Source organism: Massilia sp. CCM 8734, from assembly GCF_011682155.1.
Classification (GTDB): domain Bacteria; phylum Pseudomonadota; class Gammaproteobacteria; order Burkholderiales; family Burkholderiaceae_D; genus Telluria_A; species Telluria_A rubra.
The window spans coordinates 30,766-50,685 of the sequence record NZ_WHJI01000046.1 but is presented as its reverse complement, the minus strand read 5'-3'; the positions used below and the strand labels follow the sequence as shown (position 1 = coordinate 50,685).

General features: G+C 60.5%; 29 protein-coding genes. 21 read left to right on the top strand and 8 right to left on the bottom strand.

Features of this window, described 5'->3' with window-relative positions:
- The first annotated feature begins 88 nt into the window (after positions 1 to 88).
- Entirely contained in the window at positions 89 to 1,501 is a 1,413-nt protein-coding gene (creD, locus tag F2P46_RS30040) for a cell envelope integrity protein CreD (protein ID WP_166897221.1), read from the top strand.
- Between the two features lie 70 nt (positions 1,502 to 1,571).
- Here creD and F2P46_RS30035 read toward each other — a convergent pair whose 3' ends face one another.
- From F2P46_RS30035 to F2P46_RS30000, 8 genes are all read right to left on the bottom strand, one after another.
- Positions 1,572 to 2,831, bottom strand: coding sequence for a TerD family protein (locus F2P46_RS30035; RefSeq protein WP_166897219.1), 1,260 nt, complete (start codon positions 2,829 to 2,831; stop codon positions 1,572 to 1,574).
- Positions 2,832 to 2,859: 28 nt separating this feature from the next.
- Positions 2,860 to 3,774: an HpcH/HpaI aldolase/citrate lyase family protein gene (locus F2P46_RS30030; protein ID WP_166897217.1), complete on the bottom strand. Its 915-nt coding sequence runs from the start codon at positions 3,772 to 3,774 to the stop codon at positions 2,860 to 2,862.
- Positions 3,767 to 4,858, bottom strand: a complete 1,092-nt coding sequence (locus F2P46_RS30025) for a cysteine protease StiP family protein (protein ID WP_166897214.1) — start codon at positions 4,856 to 4,858, stop codon at positions 3,767 to 3,769. The genes F2P46_RS30030 and F2P46_RS30025 overlap by 8 nt, the downstream gene beginning before the upstream one ends.
- Positions 4,855 to 5,619 (bottom strand): hypothetical protein, encoded by a 765-nt coding sequence (locus F2P46_RS30020; protein ID WP_166897212.1) that lies wholly within the window; start codon positions 5,617 to 5,619, stop codon positions 4,855 to 4,857. The genes F2P46_RS30025 and F2P46_RS30020 overlap by 4 nt, the downstream gene beginning before the upstream one ends.
- The gene (locus F2P46_RS30015) at positions 5,606 to 6,772 is read right to left on the bottom strand and encodes a phosphoribosyltransferase domain-containing protein (protein ID WP_306667720.1); all 1,167 of its coding nucleotides are present in this window, start codon (positions 6,770 to 6,772) and stop codon (positions 5,606 to 5,608) included. The genes F2P46_RS30020 and F2P46_RS30015 overlap by 14 nt, the downstream gene beginning before the upstream one ends.
- 2 nt (positions 6,773 to 6,774) lie before the next feature.
- Positions 6,775 to 7,809: an ATP-grasp domain-containing protein gene (locus F2P46_RS30010; protein WP_166897206.1), complete on the bottom strand. Its 1,035-nt coding sequence runs from the start codon at positions 7,807 to 7,809 to the stop codon at positions 6,775 to 6,777.
- Positions 7,810 to 7,866: 57 nt separating this feature from the next.
- Complete coding sequence (locus F2P46_RS30005) at positions 7,867 to 9,183, bottom strand: VWA domain-containing protein (protein ID WP_166897203.1); 1,317 nt, start codon at positions 9,181 to 9,183, stop codon at positions 7,867 to 7,869.
- Positions 9,184 to 9,457: 274 nt separating this feature from the next.
- Positions 9,458 to 10,033 carry a TerD family protein gene (locus F2P46_RS30000; protein ID WP_166897201.1) on the bottom strand — a complete coding sequence of 192 codons (576 nt, stop codon included), beginning with the start codon at positions 10,031 to 10,033 and terminating at the stop codon, positions 9,458 to 9,460.
- A gap of 256 nt (positions 10,034 to 10,289) precedes the next feature.
- Here F2P46_RS30000 and F2P46_RS29995 point away from each other — a divergent pair, with 256 nt between their 5' ends.
- The 20 genes from F2P46_RS29995 to rpmD all read left to right on the top strand — a co-directional run bounded on the left by F2P46_RS29995 (position 10,290) and on the right by rpmD (position 19,908).
- Entirely contained in the window at positions 10,290 to 10,793 is a 504-nt protein-coding gene (locus F2P46_RS29995; protein WP_166897198.1) for a hypothetical protein, read from the top strand.
- Between the two features lie 380 nt (positions 10,794 to 11,173).
- Positions 11,174 to 11,830 (top strand): 50S ribosomal protein L3, encoded by a 657-nt coding sequence (gene rplC / locus F2P46_RS29990; RefSeq protein ID WP_166870758.1) that lies wholly within the window; start codon positions 11,174 to 11,176, stop codon positions 11,828 to 11,830.
- Between the two features lie 2 nt (positions 11,831 to 11,832).
- Positions 11,833 to 12,459 carry a 50S ribosomal protein L4 gene (gene rplD, locus F2P46_RS29985; RefSeq protein WP_166897193.1) on the top strand — a complete coding sequence of 209 codons (627 nt, stop codon included), beginning with the start codon at positions 11,833 to 11,835 and terminating at the stop codon, positions 12,457 to 12,459.
- Complete coding sequence (rplW, locus tag F2P46_RS29980) at positions 12,456 to 12,773, top strand: 50S ribosomal protein L23 (RefSeq protein ID WP_166870762.1); 318 nt, start codon at positions 12,456 to 12,458, stop codon at positions 12,771 to 12,773. Before rplD ends, rplW begins: the two co-directional genes overlap by 4 nt.
- Complete coding sequence (gene rplB / locus F2P46_RS29975; protein ID WP_054265823.1) at positions 12,773 to 13,600, top strand: 50S ribosomal protein L2; 828 nt, start codon at positions 12,773 to 12,775, stop codon at positions 13,598 to 13,600. The genes rplW and rplB overlap by 1 nt, the downstream gene beginning before the upstream one ends.
- A gap of 9 nt (positions 13,601 to 13,609) precedes the next feature.
- Positions 13,610 to 13,885 (top strand): 30S ribosomal protein S19, encoded by a 276-nt coding sequence (gene rpsS / locus F2P46_RS29970; protein WP_054265824.1) that lies wholly within the window; start codon positions 13,610 to 13,612, stop codon positions 13,883 to 13,885.
- Positions 13,882 to 14,214 (top strand): 50S ribosomal protein L22, encoded by a 333-nt coding sequence (gene rplV / locus F2P46_RS29965; RefSeq protein WP_181002795.1) that lies wholly within the window; start codon positions 13,882 to 13,884, stop codon positions 14,212 to 14,214. Before rpsS ends, rplV begins: the two co-directional genes overlap by 4 nt.
- Positions 14,215 to 14,223: 9 nt before the next feature.
- On the top strand, positions 14,224 to 15,075 hold the full coding sequence (gene rpsC, locus F2P46_RS29960; RefSeq protein WP_166897191.1) for a 30S ribosomal protein S3: 852 nt from the start codon (positions 14,224 to 14,226) through the stop codon (positions 15,073 to 15,075).
- A 2-nt stretch (positions 15,076 to 15,077) separates the two neighbouring features.
- Positions 15,078 to 15,497 (top strand): 50S ribosomal protein L16, encoded by a 420-nt coding sequence (gene rplP, locus F2P46_RS29955; protein ID WP_054265827.1) that lies wholly within the window; start codon positions 15,078 to 15,080, stop codon positions 15,495 to 15,497.
- Positions 15,498 to 15,509: 12 nt separating this feature from the next.
- Positions 15,510 to 15,701 carry a 50S ribosomal protein L29 gene (gene rpmC / locus F2P46_RS29950; protein WP_054265828.1) on the top strand — a complete coding sequence of 64 codons (192 nt, stop codon included), beginning with the start codon at positions 15,510 to 15,512 and terminating at the stop codon, positions 15,699 to 15,701.
- Entirely contained in the window at positions 15,698 to 15,970 is a 273-nt protein-coding gene (gene rpsQ / locus F2P46_RS29945) for a 30S ribosomal protein S17 (RefSeq protein ID WP_054265829.1), read from the top strand. The genes rpmC and rpsQ overlap by 4 nt, the downstream gene beginning before the upstream one ends.
- Before the next feature lie 329 nt (positions 15,971 to 16,299).
- Entirely contained in the window at positions 16,300 to 16,668 is a 369-nt protein-coding gene (rplN, locus tag F2P46_RS29940) for a 50S ribosomal protein L14 (protein ID WP_008444317.1), read from the top strand.
- Positions 16,669 to 16,677: 9 nt separating this feature from the next.
- Entirely contained in the window at positions 16,678 to 16,992 is a 315-nt protein-coding gene (gene rplX, locus F2P46_RS29935) for a 50S ribosomal protein L24 (RefSeq protein WP_166897189.1), read from the top strand.
- Positions 16,993 to 16,998: 6 nt separating this feature from the next.
- Positions 16,999 to 17,538, top strand: a complete 540-nt coding sequence (gene rplE, locus F2P46_RS29930) for a 50S ribosomal protein L5 (protein ID WP_054265831.1) — start codon at positions 16,999 to 17,001, stop codon at positions 17,536 to 17,538.
- 4 nt (positions 17,539 to 17,542) lie between these two features.
- A complete protein-coding gene (rpsN, locus tag F2P46_RS29925; protein ID WP_054265832.1) occupies positions 17,543 to 17,848 on the top strand; it encodes a 30S ribosomal protein S14 in 306 nt (101 codons plus the stop codon).
- Between the two features lie 14 nt (positions 17,849 to 17,862).
- Complete coding sequence (rpsH, locus tag F2P46_RS29920; protein ID WP_166897186.1) at positions 17,863 to 18,258, top strand: 30S ribosomal protein S8; 396 nt, start codon at positions 17,863 to 17,865, stop codon at positions 18,256 to 18,258.
- A 12-nt stretch (positions 18,259 to 18,270) separates the two neighbouring features.
- Positions 18,271 to 18,804: a 50S ribosomal protein L6 gene (rplF, locus tag F2P46_RS29915; RefSeq protein WP_054265834.1), complete on the top strand. Its 534-nt coding sequence runs from the start codon at positions 18,271 to 18,273 to the stop codon at positions 18,802 to 18,804.
- A gap of 11 nt (positions 18,805 to 18,815) precedes the next feature.
- Positions 18,816 to 19,178, top strand: a complete 363-nt coding sequence (rplR, locus tag F2P46_RS29910; protein ID WP_054265835.1) for a 50S ribosomal protein L18 — start codon at positions 18,816 to 18,818, stop codon at positions 19,176 to 19,178.
- 12 nt (positions 19,179 to 19,190) lie between these two features.
- Positions 19,191 to 19,709 carry a 30S ribosomal protein S5 gene (gene rpsE / locus F2P46_RS29905; protein ID WP_054265836.1) on the top strand — a complete coding sequence of 173 codons (519 nt, stop codon included), beginning with the start codon at positions 19,191 to 19,193 and terminating at the stop codon, positions 19,707 to 19,709.
- Between the two features lie 10 nt (positions 19,710 to 19,719).
- On the top strand, positions 19,720 to 19,908 hold the full coding sequence (gene rpmD, locus F2P46_RS29900) for a 50S ribosomal protein L30 (protein ID WP_054265837.1): 189 nt from the start codon (positions 19,720 to 19,722) through the stop codon (positions 19,906 to 19,908).
- Positions 19,909 to 19,920 lie beyond the last annotated feature (12 nt).

Sequence of the window (19,920 nt, the reverse complement as noted above, 5' to 3'; positions counted from 1 at the left end):
GACGCTATTCGCACTTCACTTCACACGCAGCGCATATTGAACGCATACACGCTCCCTACACTGGTGCCATCACCAATCGGGAGCCCCCATGCAAAAAACACTGTTGTACAAGATACTCGCCATCCTGGCGCTCACTGTGCTGATCTGCCTGCCTTTGGCAATGATCCAGAGCACCATCCGCGAACGCAGCGATTTCCGCGCCGAGGCGGTCGCCAGCATCGCCGCCGATTCGGTGCGCGAACAGTCGATCATCGGCCCGGTCATGGTCATTCCCTACACCGACGAGTTCGACGTCACGGTGCCCGTTGCCAACGATGCCAGCAAATCGGAAACCGTGAAACGCTCGGTCAGCCGCGTGCACCTGGTGTTCCCCAACCAGCTCAATGTCGAGGGCAAGTTCGATACCGATTACCGCTATCGCGGCATCCACCGGGTACTGTTCTACAGCGGCCAGCACAAGCTGACGGGCGACTTCGACCTGCCGCTGAAATCGGCGCTGCCACGCGCCAACTCGCTCTCGCGCATCACGCTCGGCCAGGTCAGCATCGCGGTCGGCATCGAGGATGTGCGCGGGATCCGGAATATCCCCACCATCGCCTGGGGCAAGCAGTCGATCGAATTCCAGCAGGGTACCGGTTCCATCGCCCTCGGCAGCGGCCTGCATGCCGACCTGCCGGCCATGGACCTCGAACAGACCGCGCGCGTTCCCTTCGCCTTCAACCTCGGCCTGGACGGCATCGAACGCCAGCATTTTTCGCCGGTCGGACGCAATAACCAGGTCAGCCTGACGTCGAAGTGGCCCCACCCTCAGTTCGCCGGTAACTTCTTGCCGTCGACCAAGGACCGCGTCATCAACGATGATGGCTTCAAGGCCAATTGGGCGATCTCGTCCTTGTCGACTGCCGCCCAGCAGCAGTTGCTGGCCCTGCATAACGGGGCGGCCAGCGCCGATGCCGCGCAGGCCGGGCAAGCCGCCGCCGCGCGTCCGGCGGTGCAGGTGGACCGCTTCAGCGTGGCCTTCATCGAACCGGTGAATGTCTATTCGCTGGCCGAGCGCGCCACCAAGTATGGCTTGCTGTTCGTGGCGCTGACCTTTGCCGCCTTCTTCATCTTCGAAATCCTCAAGCGCCTGCCGATCCACCCGGTGCAATATCTGCTGGTCGGGATGGCGCTGGTGCTGTTCTTCCTGTTGCTGGTGGGCTTGTCGGAGCATATCCAGTTTGTCGTCGCATATGCCATCGCCAGCACGGCGTGCATCTTGCTGCTGGGTTTTTATCTGAGTTTCGTGCTGCGCAACTGGATGCGCGGACTGGGTTTCGGCGTGGCGCTGACCGTGCTCTACGGCGCGCTGTATGGCTTGCTGGTGTCGGAGAATAATGCGCTGGTGCTGGGCAGTATCCTGCTGTTCGCGGTGCTCGGCGCGATCATGGTGGCAACCCGCAAGGTGGACTGGTACCAGGTCGGCAAGACCGACGCGGAGCCGGTCACGGTGGTGGCCTGAAGTAGTGTCCTGAAGCACCGCCGCCGCCGGCCTGCACAGGGCAGGTCCGGCGGCATGCACGCCTAGTCTTTCAGTCTTTCGAGCCGGTGGCCCAGCGCAGGCCGAAGCCGAAGCGGCGGTCCATCAGTTCGTGCGCGCTTTGGCGGCCGACCTGCGAGAAGTACTCGGCCAGCTTGGTCACCTGCATGCTGCCGCCCCGGTTTTCGATCATGGCGATCGCACACATCATCTGGTTGCCGCCCTGGTCGAGCCGCACTTCGATCGGCGCCTGGTCGGGCATGTTGATGGTCACTACGCCGTCGGTGGCGGCCCAGTTCGGCGCGCCGTCGTAGATGAAGGCGAAGATCAGGGCCCGCTTCATGTCGTTGAAGTGGTCGCCGTTGATGGTCAGGTTTTCACCGTCCGTCGCTTGCCCGGTGCGGTCGTCGGCCGCCAGGCGCATGTACGGTGGACGGTCAAAGTCGCCCCAGGCGTTGCCCAGCGCCTGCACCAGGCCCGGACGGCCGTCGGCCAGTTCGTACATGCAACCCAGGTCCAGGTCGATGCCCTTGTTGGCATTGGCGGCGCCGGTCAGGCGCGCCAAGAATCCTTGCTTGGGCGCTGCCGCGGCGGGCGCGCCGCGGTTCCAGTTCAGGTTGACGTGGATGCGGCCGAAACCCCCGCTGCCGCCGCGCTTGTCGAGCGAGACCTTGTCGCCGCGCTTGTCGAGCGTGACTTTCGACAGCGACACCGGCTTTTGCGGCGGTGGCGCGGGTGGCGGCGGTGGCGGCGCCGAAGCTGGAATCGGCACCGCCGCCGGTGGCGTCGGCGCCGCGCTCGGCACCGCCTCGGTGCCGCCGAAGTGTTTCAGCAGGGCCGACAAGCCGCCATTGAAACCCTGGCCGACGGCGCCGAAGCGCCAGATGCCTTCTTTTCGATAAATTTCGCCAACGATGACGGCTTTTTCATCCTGGAAGTCGGCGCCCGACCAGGGGAATTGCACACTGTCGCCGAGCTTGATGCTGCTCGCGCCGACGCTGCGCATGGTGCCGTTGCCGTCGATGGCGGCCACGAACACCAGCTTGGCGATCGAGGCCGGCAAGGCGTCCAGGTTCACCGCGAAGCTGGCGGCGCGCCCGGCCAGGGTCATCTTGATTTCATTGGCGGGGCTGGCCAGCTGGTTGTAGAACACCATGTAGCGCTCGTCCGAGAGCTTGTCGCTGCCGTCCAGGCCGAAGCAGGAGATGTCGACCACCAGCCCGGCCGTGTCGATGTCGACCATGACGGTGAAGGGGGCGGTCAAGCCCAGGTCGGCCAGCTTGCCTTTTTGTCCGCGCGAAAAATGTGTCACGTTGTGGTCCTTTTCACTGAAGTGATGGTCAGAGTTCCCGTGGAATTGCCGGGCTCATCGGCGGGACGTCGTGATGAGCGCCAAATACCTTCGACTGTTCGATGGTGCGTTCGGCCCAGGCACGGTGGGTGGCCACTTCGCACATCGAATTATGCATCTTGAACACAGCCGGCGCATCGACATCGAGGATGGCGCGGGCGGCCGCCAGGTCGTTCGGCTTGACCCGGTAGTGCTGCTCGATCGGCGCGATCTGGCTCGGGTGGATGGCGGTCTTGCCGACCATGCCGTGCGCCAGGTCCTCGATCACTTCCTGGTCCAGCAGTTCGGGCAGGTCGAGGTGTTCGAACACGGGCGCGGTCAGCACAAAACCGTACGGGCGGAACGTGGTCACCAGGCGCGCCATGACCGGCCCCAGGGGCGTGCGGTACAAGGTCATGGTGCGCGGACGGCGCAGGCCCAAGAGGGCCAGCAGGTCGTTGCCGCCGATGCGCAGCGCCAGGATGCGGTGACGTACGCCGGGCGCTTCGAGCATCTTGCGAAATTGCCGCATTTCCCAGTCGTTGAACACTTCGGCTGTCTCCAGCGTCGGCATCAGCATGTGGTCGGTGTTGCGGATCTGCTTGAAGTAGGCATCGAAGTTGGTGCGCGTCGCTTTCGGGATCACGAAGCCGGTCAGCTTGTCGGCGCCCGGCATGGCCAGTACGCGCGCCATGATTTCGGGATTGCGCACGCGCACGAAGCGTTCGGCCGTGCCGTCGGTGCGCATATTGGCCAGCACCACGGACAGGTTGAACAGCGCCCAGCTCAGGTCGGCGTCGGCGACCGCGTCTTCGGTGCAGAAAATCAGCGAGCGCACGTGTCCCATGCGCTCGCCATTGGCCACGTCCATCAAGTATTTGTGATTCGCCGGTACGTACAGCGACGCTCCCATCGATTTAACCATCCAGTGCACTCCTGATCAATGAAACGGCGTGATACGGCAAGCTGCTGTCGACGATCACGGGAATTGCTTTTTCCTGCGCGAGCAGGGCCAGGTGCGCCACGTCGGGCGCGTCGGCGTCGCGCAGGATCAACAGGCGCGGGCTACGGCGCAGCAACACGCGGGTCGCTTCGCCGATGCCCGGCTTGATCATGTTGACGTCGCTGATGCCATGCTGCGCAAGCGCCGCCAGCATGTAGGCGCGCGAAACGTCGCCGGCCTGCTCGCGGTCGACCGCTTCTGCATCGGGCGTGCCATCGGCGGCGGCGATTTCCAGCGCGGCCGCCACCAAACCGTCGGCGAAGCTTTGCGACTGGTCGTGCGCTTCGAACTGCTGATAGTACACGCAGCCGTGGAAGTCGCCGGGTCCGATTGCCTCGTTCAGGATCGAACGGCTGATCAGGCCGGAGACGGTGGCGTTCAGTATGCTCGACGGAATCAGGTAGTCGTCGCAGGAGGCGGCGCAGGCGGCGCTGCCGGCCAGGTCGGACAGCACGTACAGGCCGCCGTCAATGGCGGTGCCACGGCGCGCGTTGAATTCGTCGATGGCGGCGGACAGTTCGCGCGAGATCACGCCCTTGCCGGTCCAGCCGTCGATGAAGACGATCGATTCGGGGGCGTGGCCTTGCGCCAGGATATGTTCGAGCGCAACCTGGTCGATGCCGCGGTCACGGATGATCGAGACCGAATAATGCGTGCTGGCGCGCCCGAACACCTTGGGCAGCAGGCTGTTCAACACCACGCCGACCGGGGTGCCGGCGCGCGCCAGCGAGACCAGGGTTACCGGGCCGCTGCGCCGCTGGGCGATCAGGCCGGCCAGGGTCAGGCAGTCGCGCGCCATGCGCGCCGTGTTGGCCGCGCAGGCTGCGCGGAACACGGCCAGGTAGCGCTCCGACGGCAGCGATTCGGGCGAGAGCATTTCGCTGTAGTGGCGCTGGCCCGACTGGATCAGGAATTCTTTTTCGGGAACATCGACGAAGTCCTGCATCGCCAGCGGCTTGAGCAGGAAGCTGACGTCTTCCGAACGGTAACTGCCGGAAAAATTCATAGGGTCTCCAGGGTCAGGCCGGCCAGCTGGGTGCGGCTCGGCATGATGGCGTAGTCGCAGGCGGCCATGAAGCGCGCGTCGGACTTGCTGTCGCCCATGCCGAAGGTAAGGATGTCGCCATGTTCGGCGCGCAGGCGCGCGCTCACGTGCGCCACCGCGTGCGCCTTGTTCAGCGCTGTTGGCAAAATCGCCAGGTTGTTGCCGTTGCGATGGATGAAGTAGTCGCGATTGCCGGAGGCTATCCATGGTTGGACCACGTCACGCTCGATCGGCTCCAGGTTGGCCGCGATTTTTTGCGGGTCCTTGACCACCAGATAGAAGGGCGTATCGAAATCCTCGATCAGGCGGGCGCGGTTGCCGAAACCGGTGCGTTCGGCCCAGGCGTCGATCAGGCCGCCCAGTTCTTGCAGGCCGGGCAGGGCGGCCTGCATGGCGCCGCGCATGTGTTCCAGCCATTCCTGGTCGACCGAGCCGTCCGGCAACAGCACGATGCCGCCGTAGTCGAGCACGGCGTAGCTGTGGAAGTCGATGCCCACGCGCCGGTACGCATTGACGTTGCGCGCCGTGGTCGGGATCATCGTCATGCCATCCTGGGCAAAGGCGAGAAAGGCGCGCTGGCCCGGCGTGGTGTACGAAATCGGGCTGCCATCCTTCAGGAAGGCGGCCGCTTCGATTGGCGTGCCGCGGCCCTCGCACTTTTCCAGCGACTGGAACAGGGTGTCGTCCAGGTCGGCGAACAGGAATTTCTCAAACTTCTTCAATATGGGTCTCGGTCTTAAAGTGGAAAAGGCGCGCGCCTAGCGTGTCCGCAAGGTCGCGCAGCGCCTTGCTTGGGGCGGTTTCGTGGCAAATGAAGACGTGCCGGTACTGGCCGGGGGTGACGTTATACAGGAAATTGGCCACGCCTTCCCCATAATTATCCGGGAACGTGAGCGCGGCTGCGACCGCGCCCCAGGTCAGGATCGGCGAGCGCGTGGTCGATTGCACAACAACGTCCACGCCCAGTTGTTCCAGGGCGGCGCCGAGCAGGTAGGACGGGTGCATGAATTCGCCGGTGCCGAGCACCAGCACGCGCTCGCCCGGCTTGACATCGGCCGCCAGGCGTTCGGCCAGGCCGCTTGGCAAGCTCAGGGCGCGGTGCAGGCCGTAGCGACCGAAGTCGCCGCTGGCGCCGCGATCGGCCGCCGGGTCGAACAATTGCGCCGGGGCGCTGGCGCTTGCCAGCTGGCCGGGGGTGAAGCGGTATTGCCCGCTGACCGGCGCGCCCATCGTCACCGGCAGGCCGAAACGCGCCGACAGGGCCTCGGTGGCGGTGGCGCCCATGAAGTTGGTGATGGTCGCCAGGTGCACGTGGGCGATGCCGGGATTGAGCTTGCGGCAAGCCTCGGTCAGGTTCAGGAAGGTGTTGCCGGTGCTCGCTTCGTCGTCGACCAGGACCAGGGCCTTTGCGCCCAGCAGCAGGTCGCGCGTGTGCGCGTCCGGCGGCATGTGCAGGAACTGGCGCGGGGCGTGGCTGTGCGCTTCTTCGAATTCGATGATGGGGGCGTCGCCGACCCGGTAGCGCGAGGTGTGCAGGAACAAGCCTTCGCGCCCGGGGTGGGCGGCCAGCCAGGCTTCGAACACGCCCTGGCCCAGGCCAATGGCGGTTTCGGCCATGGCGATGAAGACCACCGGGCCGGGTAGCTCGGGCACGGTGTCGGCCAGGCTCTGGTGCACGGTGCGCATCATGCCTGGGGTGACCGGCCAGTGCTTGCCCAGCACCTTGCTCAGGAACAGGAAGCCGCGCTTGGCGTTGGCGCGCGCGGCAAAACCCATCACCTCGTCCAGCGCAAAGGCGCTGTCGTGGATGTCGAGTTCGAGCTCGCCGGTGGGCAGGCTCAGGCGGTGGCGCTGCACGTGGAGTGCGTCAGGCATGCTCATAGCAGGTCCACCGAGTGCAGCTCGGCCGGGGCGCTCAGCTCAGCCACGCGGATGCCGTCGCGCACGGGCGGCACCAGCACCTTGTCGAAGCCGTCGGCAAAGCCCTTCAGGGCGATGTAGGGCAGGTTGGGACCGGCCACGCAAGCCATGCCGATGCCGCCCGACATGCGCGGATTGATTTCCAGCAGGTGCAGCTTGCCGTCGCCTTCGCGGAACTGGACGTTGAAGGCGCCGTTCAGGCCGTGGATGCGGGTCAGTTCGGCGGTCGCTTCGAGGATGTCGTCGCGCATGTCGATCAGCTGGCCGCGGCCGGCCGTCATCGGTTTCTTGCGCGCCACGGCGGCCACCAGGCGGCCCTTGTCGCCCACGCAGTCGACGCTGTATTCATGGCCGTCCAGGTAGGCCATCAGCAGCATGGTGCGGAATTCGCCCAGCTCGGCCAGGCCGCGCCGCATGTCGTCACGGCCGATGTGATATTCGGCGCCGGCCAGCAGCAGGGCGGCGCTGCTGCGCTCTTCGTCGAGGATGGCAAAGCCCAGGCCGTACACCGAGCGCGAGGGCTTGACGCACAGCTTGGGATAGCGCGCGCGCAGCTCGGCATAGGCGCAATCGAACTGGGCCACGTTTTCGAACACGCGGAATTCGGCCACCGGGGCGCCGGCCAGCTTGGTGGTGGCGTAGAAGCGCGCCTTGTCGTGGATCAGTTCGAGCTGCTCCTGGGTGGCGGCGCTGAGCACGCGCGTGCCCTGCGCTTCAAAGCGCGCGTGGGCGCTGGCCAGTTCGGTCGACAGGCGGCCCGGAATGAAGATGTCCACCCGCTGCTCGCGGCAAAAGGCCAGGCACCAGTCGATGTATTGCTCGTTGTCCAGGCCGGTCGGCTCGACGAAGAAGTCGTGCGCCACGCGTCCGGCCAGGGCGTGTGGATTGGCATTGCTGTAGATGAGGTGGAAACGGCCTTCCAGATCGGCTTCGCGGATGAGGCCGATTGCCGCGTACACGGACGAGAACGTCCTGTTGAACCAGACACGCATGAGTTGCTTTCTTATTGAATCGTAATTGTTGCGATTATTGCTATTGTTGCTGTCGTGCTAGGCGAGCAGGCGGTGTTGTTTTGCCATTTTGATCCAGCCTGGGTATTCTGCCATGAGCAAGTCGTATAACCCGGAATCCGAGTGTTCGTCGGGCGATTCGACCGAAAAGAAGTCGGCATTATCGATCAGGCGGCCGGACAGGTCATCGAGTTGCTCGAGGAAGGGGAAGTCGGAGTGGGCGAATGCCGCCAGCTTTTTGCTCTTCGATTTCTTGCCTTTGCCAATGCCCATGAATTGCCAGAAAATCGGTTCCTGGCTGGCCCAGCGCAACTGTTTTTCGGTGAGTGCCTTGTCCGAGGTGGAGCCGTCGGTGACGAACATCACGAACACCGGCACGGGGGCCGACAGCGGGCTCTTGCGCTCGCCGCCGTTGGCGTCAGGGAAGTAGAAACGGCGCACGGCTTCCATCGCCTTGCCGTAGCAGGTGTCCGCTTCGAGCGGATGGGCTTGGACGACGTCGCGGATATAGGTGCGCGCGTTAGCCAGGCTCATGGGGGCGGGCTGGTGGACATGTTTACCGAACAGGAAGACGTCGATCTCGCCGTCGTCGTCGAACTTGCAGCCCAGGGCCAGGATGCGGTCGGCGAACTGCTGTACCAGGCCTTTGCGGTAGAGCGCACCCATCGAGCCCGAAATGTCGAGCACCAGGGCGACCTTGGCGCGGTGGTCGGCAAGACCGGCTTTTTCCAGCGAGACGGTGGCATGCTTGACCAGGCTGACCAGGTGCGGCGCCGTGCTGGCGATGCGTTTCTCGAGCGAGATGCGGGCCGGCGCCGGGGTGGCCACCGGGGCCGGCGCCGCGACAGCGCCGCCGAAGTGGGCCACCAGCGCGTCCAGGCCGCCGTTGAAGCCCTGGCCGACGGCCATGAAGCGCCACTGGCCGTCCTTGCGATACAGATTGCCCAGCATGATGGCGCGTTCCTGGGCAAAATCGTTGCCGGAAAACGCGAAGCGGGCTTTTTCTTCGCTGCCGGCGAGCAGGCGCAGGTAGCCGCCGCTCAGCTGCGCCATGGTGCCGTCGCCGTCCACGCTGGCGGTGATGGCCAACTGGTCGATATTGGCCGGCAGCAGGCCCGTATCGATGGAAAAGCCGGTGAGGTCGCCGGGAATGCTGGTCAGCCTGGCGCCGCCGCAGGGCGTGCGCGGCTGGTTGAAGAAGGTCATGTACGACTCATCGAGCAGCTTGCCGTCGGCGCCGAGGCCGAAGCAGGCGAAGTCGAGGCGCAGTCCGGCGGCGGACAGGCCAATGTCGATGCGGCCGTCGGGGGCGATGCCGGCCAGCGGCAAGCGCTGCCCGCGTGATAAGTTTTCCATGGTGTTTGTTTTCAGGAAGAGTCAGGTAAGCGGTGCGACGTATTGTCCGTCGCCCTAAAGACCGTCTTTCCCGCGCAGGCGGGAACCCATAGCACCTTCGCTGAGCACAGGTGCTATGGGTTCCCGCCTGCGCGGGAAAGACGGCTCAACAGCTGGAGCTTGTCGACGCGCACAAATATACATACGCAGGCCCACACGTCACAACGCCCGCAAGGCGCTGCGCTTGAGCAGCCATCCTTGCGGGCGCAAACCTGCGGGTCGTGCGGGTCTGGCTTTAAGCGTCGACGCCGAAGGACTTGGCCAGAGGCCCCAGGCCGCCGGCGAAGCCTTGGCCGATCGCCTTGAACTTCCACTCGGCGCCGGCGCGATACAGTTCGCCGAAGATCATCGCCGTTTCGGTCGAGCCGTCTTCCGACAGGTCGTAACGGGCCAGTTCCTTGTCGCCGTCGGCGTTCAGGCAGCGGATGTAGGCCTTGCCGACCATGCCGAAGTTTTGCTTGCGCGCTTCGGCTTCGTGAATGGTCACGCAGAACGAGATCTTGTCGATCTCGGCCGGCACCGCGCTCAGGTCGACATTGACCTTCTCGTCGTCGCCTTCGCCGGCGCCCGAGGTGTTGTCACCCGCGTGCGCCACCGAGCCATCGCTCGACTTGAGGTTGTTGTAGAAAATGAAATCGGCGTCGGCGCGGACCTTGCCGTCAGCCTTGAGCATGAAAGCGCTGCCGTCGAGGTCGAACGCACTGCCGTCGGTCGCGCGCGGGTCCCAGCCGAGGCCGATAACGACCTTGGTCAGGCCCGGAGCTTCCTTGCTCAGGTTGACGTTGCCGCCTTTTTGCAAACTGATTGCCATGTAAAACTCCTTGTAACGGGTTGAGGGACACTTTCACGCCAGCGTACTGGCGGCGATAATAAAATTACAGTGTTGCAATTTCCGGTCGTAATATACAACGTGCTTGCCCGCCTGTATATGGGCGCACTTGATTAGTAGGCAAGCCCTAAATTTTGTTTTTGAGGTTTTCGCGTCACGCCGGCGGGAGCGTTGCTGGACAGAAATCACCGCTGGCCATAAACTGACGAGGTTACCTCCAAGCGTCGCCACCCTGTCCATGACCCCAGATCTTGCTATCCGCCGTTCCATCCGCAAGGTCTCGCATGCCGACTTTGCCGCCTATCCCATCTGGGAATGGGCGATCGACGAGGAAGTCAACCTGGGCAACGGCGAGTCCTTCGTGCGCCCGACCAGCCTGGACGCGGTGCCGCTCGACGGCCCCGGTCATTATATTGTGGCGGCCAACACCACCCTGAGCGATGGCGTGATCCTGCCGTCCTGCGTCGAGGTCAGCACGCGCGGCAAGAAGCAGCATGTCGAGCCGATGTTCGTGTTTCTACTCGACCGGCACCTCGATTTCGCCGGGGTCGAGACCACCGCCTTGTTGAGCCGGTATACCAAGCGCGTGAATATTTATCCGGTGCGCTGGGAAATGGCGGTGCCGATGGCGGGCGAGGCGCGCCTGCGCAGCGGCAAGGTGCGGCGCGGGCTGTGGGAGCGCCTGGCGCAGTTCTGGGCCCGCCTGCGGCTCGGCTCGGGCGGACAGCCGCTGGCGCGCTAGCAATGTAAGGCAGCTAGCCTGGAGACCGTCGTTCCCGCGCAGGCGGGAACCCAAGGAGGTAGCGCTGCCAACGGCTTATCGCAAAACTTGGGTTCCCGCCTTCGCGGGAATGACGGATAAAAGGTTAGCGCACTAAGCAGGCGGTATGCGCCTTCATGTACTGTCAGACGCCAAAAAAACACGCTCCGGCACCTGTCCATCAAGCCCCGCATCCCCCGCCGTACAACACATCGACATACCTCCAACTAAGTTGTTGCGTCAAGCCTTTTTGCGTGCTATCCTAGCCGGCTTCGGTATGGATTCGTGTGTTTTTGGATCTGTCCTTTACTTGGTAGTTAAACAGTCAGCCCCGCCCAATCGCAGGTGGGAATGGAGAAAAAATGAGCCTAGGCCTTCTCGGTCGCAAGGTTGGAATGATGCGCATCTTTACGGATGAAGGGGACTCGATCCCTGTCACCGTTCTGGACGTGTCGAACAACCGTGTCGCACAAATCAAAACCCCTGAAACAGATGGTTATTCCGCTGTCCAGGTCGCATTCGGTCAACGTCGCGCTTCCCGCGTGACCAAAGCTGTTGCGGGTCACCACGCCAAAGCTGGCGTCGAAGCTGGCACCATGTTGCGCGAATTCCGCGTCGACGCTGGTAAAGCAGCCGAACTGAAAGCTGGCGATGTTGTCGCCGCTTCCCTGTTCGAAGTCGGTCAGAAGATCGATGTCCAAGGCGTTACGATCGGTAAGGGTTACGCCGGCGTCATCAAGCGTTACCACTTCGCTTCCGGTCGCGCAACGCACGGTAACTCGCGTTCGCACAACGTGCCAGGTTCCATCGGTATGGCGCAGGATCCAGGTCGTGTTTTCCCTGGTAAGCGCATGACCGGTCACCTCGGTGACGTGAATCGTACCGTACAGAATCTCGAAATCGCCCGTATTGATGCCGACCGTCAGCTGTTGCTGGTCAAAGGCGCGGTACCAGGTGCGAAAAATGGCCAGGTGATCGTTTCGCCAGCTATTAAATCCAAAGTTCAGAAGGGAGCTTAATCATGGAACTCAAGCTTCTGAATGAGCAAGGTCAAGCAGGTTCGAACGTCGCCGCAGCCGATACCGTTTTCGGTCGTGACTACAACGAAGCGCTGATCCACCAGATCGTCGTCGCCTACGCTGCCAACGCACGTAGCGGTAACCGCAAGCAGAAAGATCGTGAAGAAGTTCACCACACGACCAAGAAGCCATGGCGCCAAAAAGGTACCGGCCGCGCGCGTGCTGGTATGTCGTCCTCGCCACTGTGGCGCGGCGGCGGTCGGATTTTCCCGAACTCGCCTGACGAAAACTTCACCCACAAAGTGAACAAGAAGATGTATCGCGCAGGTATCTGCTCGATCCTGTCGCAACTGGCCCGCGAAGAGCGCCTGGTTGTGGTTGAAGGCATGACCATCGATGCTCCAAAGACCAAGCTGCTGTCGCAAAAGCTGCAGGGCATGGGCCTGGAATCGGTCCTGATCATCGCTGACAACCTCGTGGATAACCAGAACCTGTTGCTGGCATCGCGCAACCTGCCGAACGTGCTCGTCGTTGAGCCGCATCAGGCTGATCCGATGTCGCTGGTGTTCTACAAAAAAATCGTGGTCACCAAAGCGGCACTGGCCAAGATCGAGGAGATGTTCGCATGAGCGGCGTAATCAAATTTTCCGAAGAGCGCCTGATGAAGGTGCTCCAGGCGCCGGTCATTTCCGAGAAGGCCACCATGGTCGCGGAAAAGAACGAGCAGATCGTGTTCCGCGTATTGCCGGATGCGACCAAGCCTGAAATCAAGGCAGCCGTTGAACTGTTGTTCAAGGTTGAAGTGCTGTCGGTACAGACAGCCAATCGCCAAGGTAAGCAAAAGCGTTCGGGCCGTTTCAATGGCCGTCGCAACCATACCAAGCGTGCTTTCGTGTGCCTCAAGCCTGGCCAGGAAATCAACTTCTCCGAGGAGGCTAAATAATGGCACTCGTAAAGATGAAACCAACCTCACCAGGCCGTCGCGGCATGGTGAAGGTTGTGAACCCGGACCTGTACAAAGGTCGTCCGTTCGCAGCCCTGGTTGAAAAGAAATCGAAAACTGCCGGCCGTAACAACAACGGTCACATCACCACCCGCCACATCGGCGGTGGTCATAAGCAGCACTATCGCCTGATCGACTTCAAGCGTCAGAAGGATGGTATTCCGGCAAAGGTCGAGCGTATCGAATACGATCCAAACCGTACCGCGAACATCGCCCTGCTGTGCTATGCAGACGGTGAGCGCCAGTACATCATCGCAACCAAGGGCATGTCCGTTGGCGATTCGGTGATGAATGGTTCGGAAGCGCCTATCAAGTCGGGCAACTGCCTGCCTATCCGTAACATCCCAGTCGGCACCGTGATGCATTGCGTCGAGATGCTGCCAGGTAAAGGTGCCCAAATGGCACGTACCGCCGGCGCTGGTGTTGTTCTGATGGCGCGCGAAGGCACCTACGCTCAAGTGCGCCTGCGCTCGGGTGAAGTGCGCCGCGTGCACATCGAATGCCGTGCAACGGTTGGCGAAGTCGGTAATGCCGAGCACAGCCTGCGCAAGATCGGTAAAGCTGGCGCGATGCGCTGGCGCGGTGTTCGTCCTACCGTTCGCGGTGTGGTCATGAACCCGGTCGATCACCCGCACGGTGGTGGTGAAGGTAAAACCGCAGCTGGTCGTCATCCAGTGTCGCCTTGGGGCCAACAGACGAAGGGTAAGAAGACGCGCCGTAACAAGCGTACGACTTCGATGATCGTCTCGCGCCGCGGCAAGAAATAAGGATAAGACATGACACGTTCATTGAAAAAAGGGCCGTTTATCGACGCCCACCTGGTGAAAAAAGTCGAAACCGCGCAAGCGAATAAAGACAAAAAGCCAGTCAAAACCTGGTCGCGCCGTTCGACGATCTCGCCAGACTTCATCGGCCTGACGATCGCAGTGCATAACGGCAAGCTCCACGTGCCGGTATACATCTCCGAGAACATGGTTGGTCACAAGCTCGGCGAATTCGCACTGACCCGTACGTTCAAGGGCCATGCCGCTGACAAGAAGGCGAAGAAATAATGGAAACCAAAGCTATCCTCAAAGGTGTGCGCCTGTCCGACCAAAAAGGTCGTCTGGTTGCCGATCTGATCCGTGGCAAGAAGGTTGACGCAGCACTCAACATCTTGCAGTTCAGCCCGAAAAAAGGTGCAACGATCATCAAGAAGGTTCTGGAGTCCGCCATCGCGAACGCCGAGCACAATGATGGCGCTGACATCGACGAGCTGAAGGTCGTCCAGATCTACGTTGAAAAGGGTCCTATCCTGAAGCGCTTCACTGCACGCGCTAAAGGCCGGGGTGATCGCATCTCAAAACAATCCTGTCACATCTACGTGACTGTCGGCAACTAAGGGGTCACGATGGGACAGAAGATTCATCCAACAGGCTTTCGCCTGTCAGTAACCCGTAACTGGGCATCGCGTTGGTACGCGGGCAATGGTAACTTTGCCCAAATGCTCAACGAAGATCTCAAGGCACGTGCGTTCCTGAAAAAGAAACTGAAGAACGCTTCGGTTGGCCGCATCGTCATCGAGCGTCCTGCCAAGAACGCGCGCTTCACGATCTACAGCTCGCGTCCAGGCGTGGTCATTGGTAAAAAAGGCGAAGACATCGAAGTACTGAAGTCGGCGCTGACCAAGATCATGGGCGTTCCTGTGCACGTGAACATCGAAGAAATCCGCAAGCCGGAAATCGACTCGCAGCTGATCGCCGATTCGATCTCGCAGCAGCTGGAAAAGCGCATCATGTTCCGCCGCGCTATGAAGCGCGCCATGCAAAACGCCATGCGTCTGGGTGCCCTGGGCATCAAGATCATGTCGTCGGGCCGTCTGAACGGCATCGAAATCGCACGTAAAGAGTGGTACCGCGAAGGCCGCGTGCCTCTGCACACCCTGCGCGCCGATATCGACTATGGCACCAGCGAAGCAGCAACGACCTACGGCATCATCGGCGTCAAGGTCTGGGTATACAAGGGTGACCGCGCGCCGAACGGCGACGCACCAGTCATCGATACCCCGGCTGACGAGAAGAAGAGCCGCGGTCCGCGCCGTGATGATGGCAAGCCAGCAGGTCGTCCGCGTCCAGCCGGTGCTCCAGGCGGTCGTCCAGGTTCAACCCCAACTGGCGCTCCAGTCGTCCGTGCTCGTCCTGCAGTCGCAGTGAAGAAGCCGGAAGCGGCTGCTGCTGCACCAGCTGAGAAAGCAGGAGAATAATCATGCTGCAACCAGCACGCAGGAAGTATCGTAAAGAGCAGAAAGGCCGTAACACCGGCATTTCGCACACACGCGGCACCGCTGTCTCGTTCGGTGAATTCGGTCTGAAGGCAGTTGCCCGCGGCCGTATCACAGCACGTCAGATCGAAGCAGCTCGTCGTGCCATGACCCGTCACATCAAGCGCGGTGGTCGTATTTGGATCCGTATTTTCCCGGACAAGCCAATTTCGAACAAGCCAGCTGAAGTTCGTATGGGTAACGGTAAAGGTAACCCGGAGTACTACGTCGCTGAAATCCAGCCAGGCAAAGTACTGTACGAAATGGACGGCGTCGATGAGACGCTGGCCCGGGAAGCGTTCCGTCTGGCCGCCGCCAAACTGCCACTGGCGACGACGTTTGTCATCCGCCAAGTCGGCCAATAAAAGGAGTCGTATATGAAAGCAACAGAACTCCGCGGCAAAGACCAGGCAGCTCTTCAGAAAGAGCTGAATGATTTGTTGAAGGCACAGTTCGGCATGCGCATGCAAATCGCAACGCAGCAGCTGAGCAACACTTCGCAACTCAAGAAGGTACGCCGCGACATCGCGCGTGTGAAGACTGTTATGAACTCGAAGGAAGCCAAATGACCGAAACTACTAAAGTCGCCCTGAAGCGCACCTTGGTCGGTAAAGTGGTTTCCGACAAGATGGACAAGACTGTTACCGTCCTGATCGAGCGTCACGTCAAGCACCCTTTGTACGGCAAGATCATCATGCGTTCGAACAAGTATCACGCGCATGACGAAACCAACTCGGTCAAGACCGGTGATACGGTTGAGATTCAAGAAGGTCGTCCGATCTCGAAGACCAAGGCTTGGACCGTGACTCGCGTTGTGCAAGCAGCGCAAGTTATCTAAGACTTAAAGACGGAAGGATGGTCCAGGCGCAAGCGGGGCGATCCTTCCAGTAATGCCAGTAGTGCCGGATGGGGGTGTCGCATATTTGTGCGGCAGCCAGCTTCCGGATAATTAGTCCTTGCGGGCCCGCCAGTATTGTGTGATACTAGCGGGCTTCGTTCATGTAACGCCGCATTGTTAGTCACCCCGGTGGCCGCGGCCTGCAACGAAAGTTTTTGGAAAGTCCATCACCCAATCAATCGACCCAGCAGGGGAGGTTGGCGGGACCAAGACTGACCGCAGGCCCACATTGTGGGGATTCTTCGGCTTAAGTTGGGAAAGAGAATACTATGATTCAAACTGAAAGCCGGCTCGAAGTAGCCGACAATACCGGTGCCAAGGAAGTTATGTGCATCAAGGTATTGGGCGGTTCCAAGCGCCGTTATGCTGGCATTGGCGACGTGATCAAGGTAACCGTTAAGGTTGCTGCGCCACGCGGCCGTGTCAAAAAAGGTGAAATTTATAACGCTGTGGTTGTGCGTACCGCTAAAGGTGTGCGCCGCCAAGACGGCTCCCTGGTGAAGTTTGACGGCAATGCTGCCGTTTTGCTCAACGCCAAGCTCGAGCCGATCGGTACCCGTATTTTTGGACCAGTCACGCGCGAACTGCGCACTGAAAAGTTCATGAAAATCGTGTCCCTGGCACCTGAAGTCCTGTAAGGAGTCGTAATGGATAAGATTCGTAAAAACGACGAAGTCATCGTTCTGACCGGGAAAGACAAGGGCAAGCGCGGTATCGTTCAGCAACGTATCGATGCTGAGCATGTCGTGGTTGAAGGCATCAACGTCGCTAAAAAAGCGACCAAGCCGAACCCAATGACCGGTGTAACTGGTGGTATCGTCGACAAGACAATGCCGATTCACGTGTCCAACGTTGCATTGTTCAATGCAGCGACTGGCAAGGCAGACCGCGTGGGCTTTAAAATCGTAGACGACAAAAAAGTCCGCGTTTTCAAGTCCTCCGGCGAAGTAGTGAAGGTTTAAGACATCATGGCCCGTCTCCAAGCATTTTATAAAGATAAGGTCGTTGCCGACCTGGTCGCCAAATTTGGCTACAAATCGGCAATGGAAGTCCCGCGCCTGACCAAGATCACCCTGAACATGGGTGTGGGTGAAGCGATCGCCGACAAGAAGGTTCTCGAGCACGCTGTCGCCGACCTGACCAAGATCGCCGGCCAGAAGCCAGTGACCACCAAGTCGCGCAAAGCAATCGCGGGTTTCAAGATCCGTGAAGGCTATCCGATCGGTACCATGGTCACCCTGCGCGGTGCCCGTATGTACGAATTCCTGGATCGTTTCATCACCGTGGCCCTGCCGCGCGTGCGTGACTTCCGTGGCGTTAATGGCCGTTCGTTCGATGGCCGTGGTAACTACAACATCGGTGTCAAGGAACAGATCATTTTCCCTGAAATCGAGTACGACAAGATTGACGCGTTGCGCGGTATGAATATCAGCATCACGACAACCGCCAAGACCGACGACGAAGCGAAAGCTCTGCTCGCCGCCTTTAAATTTCCGTTCAGAAACTGAGATCATGGCAAAACTAGCACTGATTAACCGCGAACAGAAGCGTGCAGACCTGGTGGAGAAATTCGCCCCGAAGCGTGCCGCTCTGAAAGCCATCATCGACGACCAGTCGAAGTCGGAAGAAGAACGTTATGAAGCCCGTCTGAAGTTGCAGGCTCTGCCGCGCAACTCGGCCCCGACCCGCCAGCGTAACCGCTGCGCCGTGACCGGCCGTCCACGTGGCACATTCCGTAAATTCGGTCTGGCCCGTATCAAGCTCCGTGAATTTGCCATGCGTGGTGAGATTCCGGGTATGACTAAAGCAAGCTGGTAATAGGAGAATAAGCAATGAGTATGAGCGATCCTATCGCCGATATGCTGACCCGCATTCGCAACGCACAAGGTGTTCAAAAGACGACCGTGGCCATGCCATCGTCGAAAGTTAAAGTAGCGATTGCTGTCGTCCTCAAGGACGAGGGTTACATTGAAGATTTCGCCGTCACCGCAACCGGTGGCAAGGCGGAACTGAAGATCGGTTTGAAGTATTACGTTGGCCGTCCGGTCATCGAGCGTTTAGAGCGTGTGTCCCGTCCGGGCCTGCGCGTCTACAAAGGCAAAGATGACATCCCTACCGTGATGAATGGCCTGGGTGTGGCGATCGTGTCGACCCCGCAAGGCGTCATGACCGACCGCAAAGCACGCGCCACCGGTGTCGGCGGCGAAGTTATTTGCTACGTGGCTTAAGGAGTATCGACAATGTCCCGAGTAGCTAAAATGCCGATCGCTGTCCCAGCTGGCGCCGATGTGGCGATCACTGCAGCAGCGATCACCGTCAAGGGCCCGTTGGGCACCATGACCCAGGCCCTGAACGGCCTGGTAAAAGTAGAAAACAAAGATGGCACGCTGAGCTTCGACGTCGTCGACGACAGCCGTGAGTCGAACGCGATGTCCGGCACCTTGCGTGCCCTGGTCAACAATATGGTGACCGGCGTGACCAAAGGCTTCGAGAAGAAGCTGTCCCTGGTGGGCGTGGGCTACAAAGCCCAGGCCGCCGGCGACAAGCTGAACCTGTCGCTGGGTTTCTCGCACCCTGTTGTGCACTCGATGCCAGCAGGCGTGACTTGCGCCACCCCAACCCCGACCGAAATCATCATCAAGGGTATCGATCGTCAACAGGTTGGTCAGGTCGCTGCAGAAGTGCGCGCTTACCGCTCCCCTGAGCCTTACAAAGGCAAGGGCGTCCGCTATGTGGACGAAGTGGTTAAGCTTAAAGAAACCAAGAAGAAATAATAGGGCTGACCATGGACAAGAAAGAATCACGTCTGCGTCGTGGACGCCAGACCCGCATCAAGATCGCGGAACTGAAAGTAAATCGTCTGTCGGTACATCGTACCAACCAGCACATTTACGCCAACCTGATCAGCCCGGACGCGAAAATCCTGGTTTCGGCGTCCACCGCCGAAGCCGAAGTTCGCGCCGAACTGGCAGGCAAGTCCGGCAAGGGTGGCAATGCCGCCGCTGCCGCCTTGATTGGCAAGCGCGTCGCCGAGAAAGCACTGAAAGCAGGGATTACCGAAGTTGCGTTCGACCGCTCCGGTTTCCGTTACCACGGCCGTGTGAAGGCGTTGGCAGAAGCCGCGCGTGAAGCCGGTCTGAAGTTCTAAGGAAGAATCGTCATGGCAAAAATGCAAGCGAAAATGCAAAGCGACAAGCCGGATGATGGCATGCGCGAAAAGATGATCGCGATCAACCGCGTGACCAAAGTGGTCAAGGGTGGTCGTATCATGGGTTTTGCAGCACTGACCGTTGTGGGCGACGGCGATGGCCGTATCGGCATGGGCAAGGGCAAATCGAAAGAAGTGCCAGTGGGCGTGCAGAAGGCAATGGAAGAAGCCCGTCGTAACCTGATCAAGGTTCCTCTGAAGAACGGTACTTTGCACCACACAGTCACCGGCCGTCACGGCGCATCGAAAGTAATGATGATGCCTGCCAAGCCTGGTACCGGCGTGATCGCGGGTGGCGCCATGCGCGCTATCTTCGAAGTAATGGGCGTAACCGATGTCGTGGCGAAATCCACGGGCTCGTCGAACCCTTACAACCTGGTCCGCGCTACCCTGGACGGTTTGTCGAAAATGAGTACTGCAAGCGACATCGCCGCCAAGCGCGGCAAGTCGGTTGAAGACATTCTGGCTTAAGGCGGACAAAATGACACAAGCTACCAAAACAGTCAAAGTTCAGTTGGTCATGGGCCTGATCGGCACGCGCGAATCGCATCGCGCTACCGTTCGCGGTCTGGGTCTGCGTCGCGTCAACTCGGTTTCCGAGTTGGAAGACACCCCTTCGGTGCGCGGCATGATCAACAAAGTTTCGTACCTCGTTAAAGTTGTTTCGTAAGCCTTCGGGCTT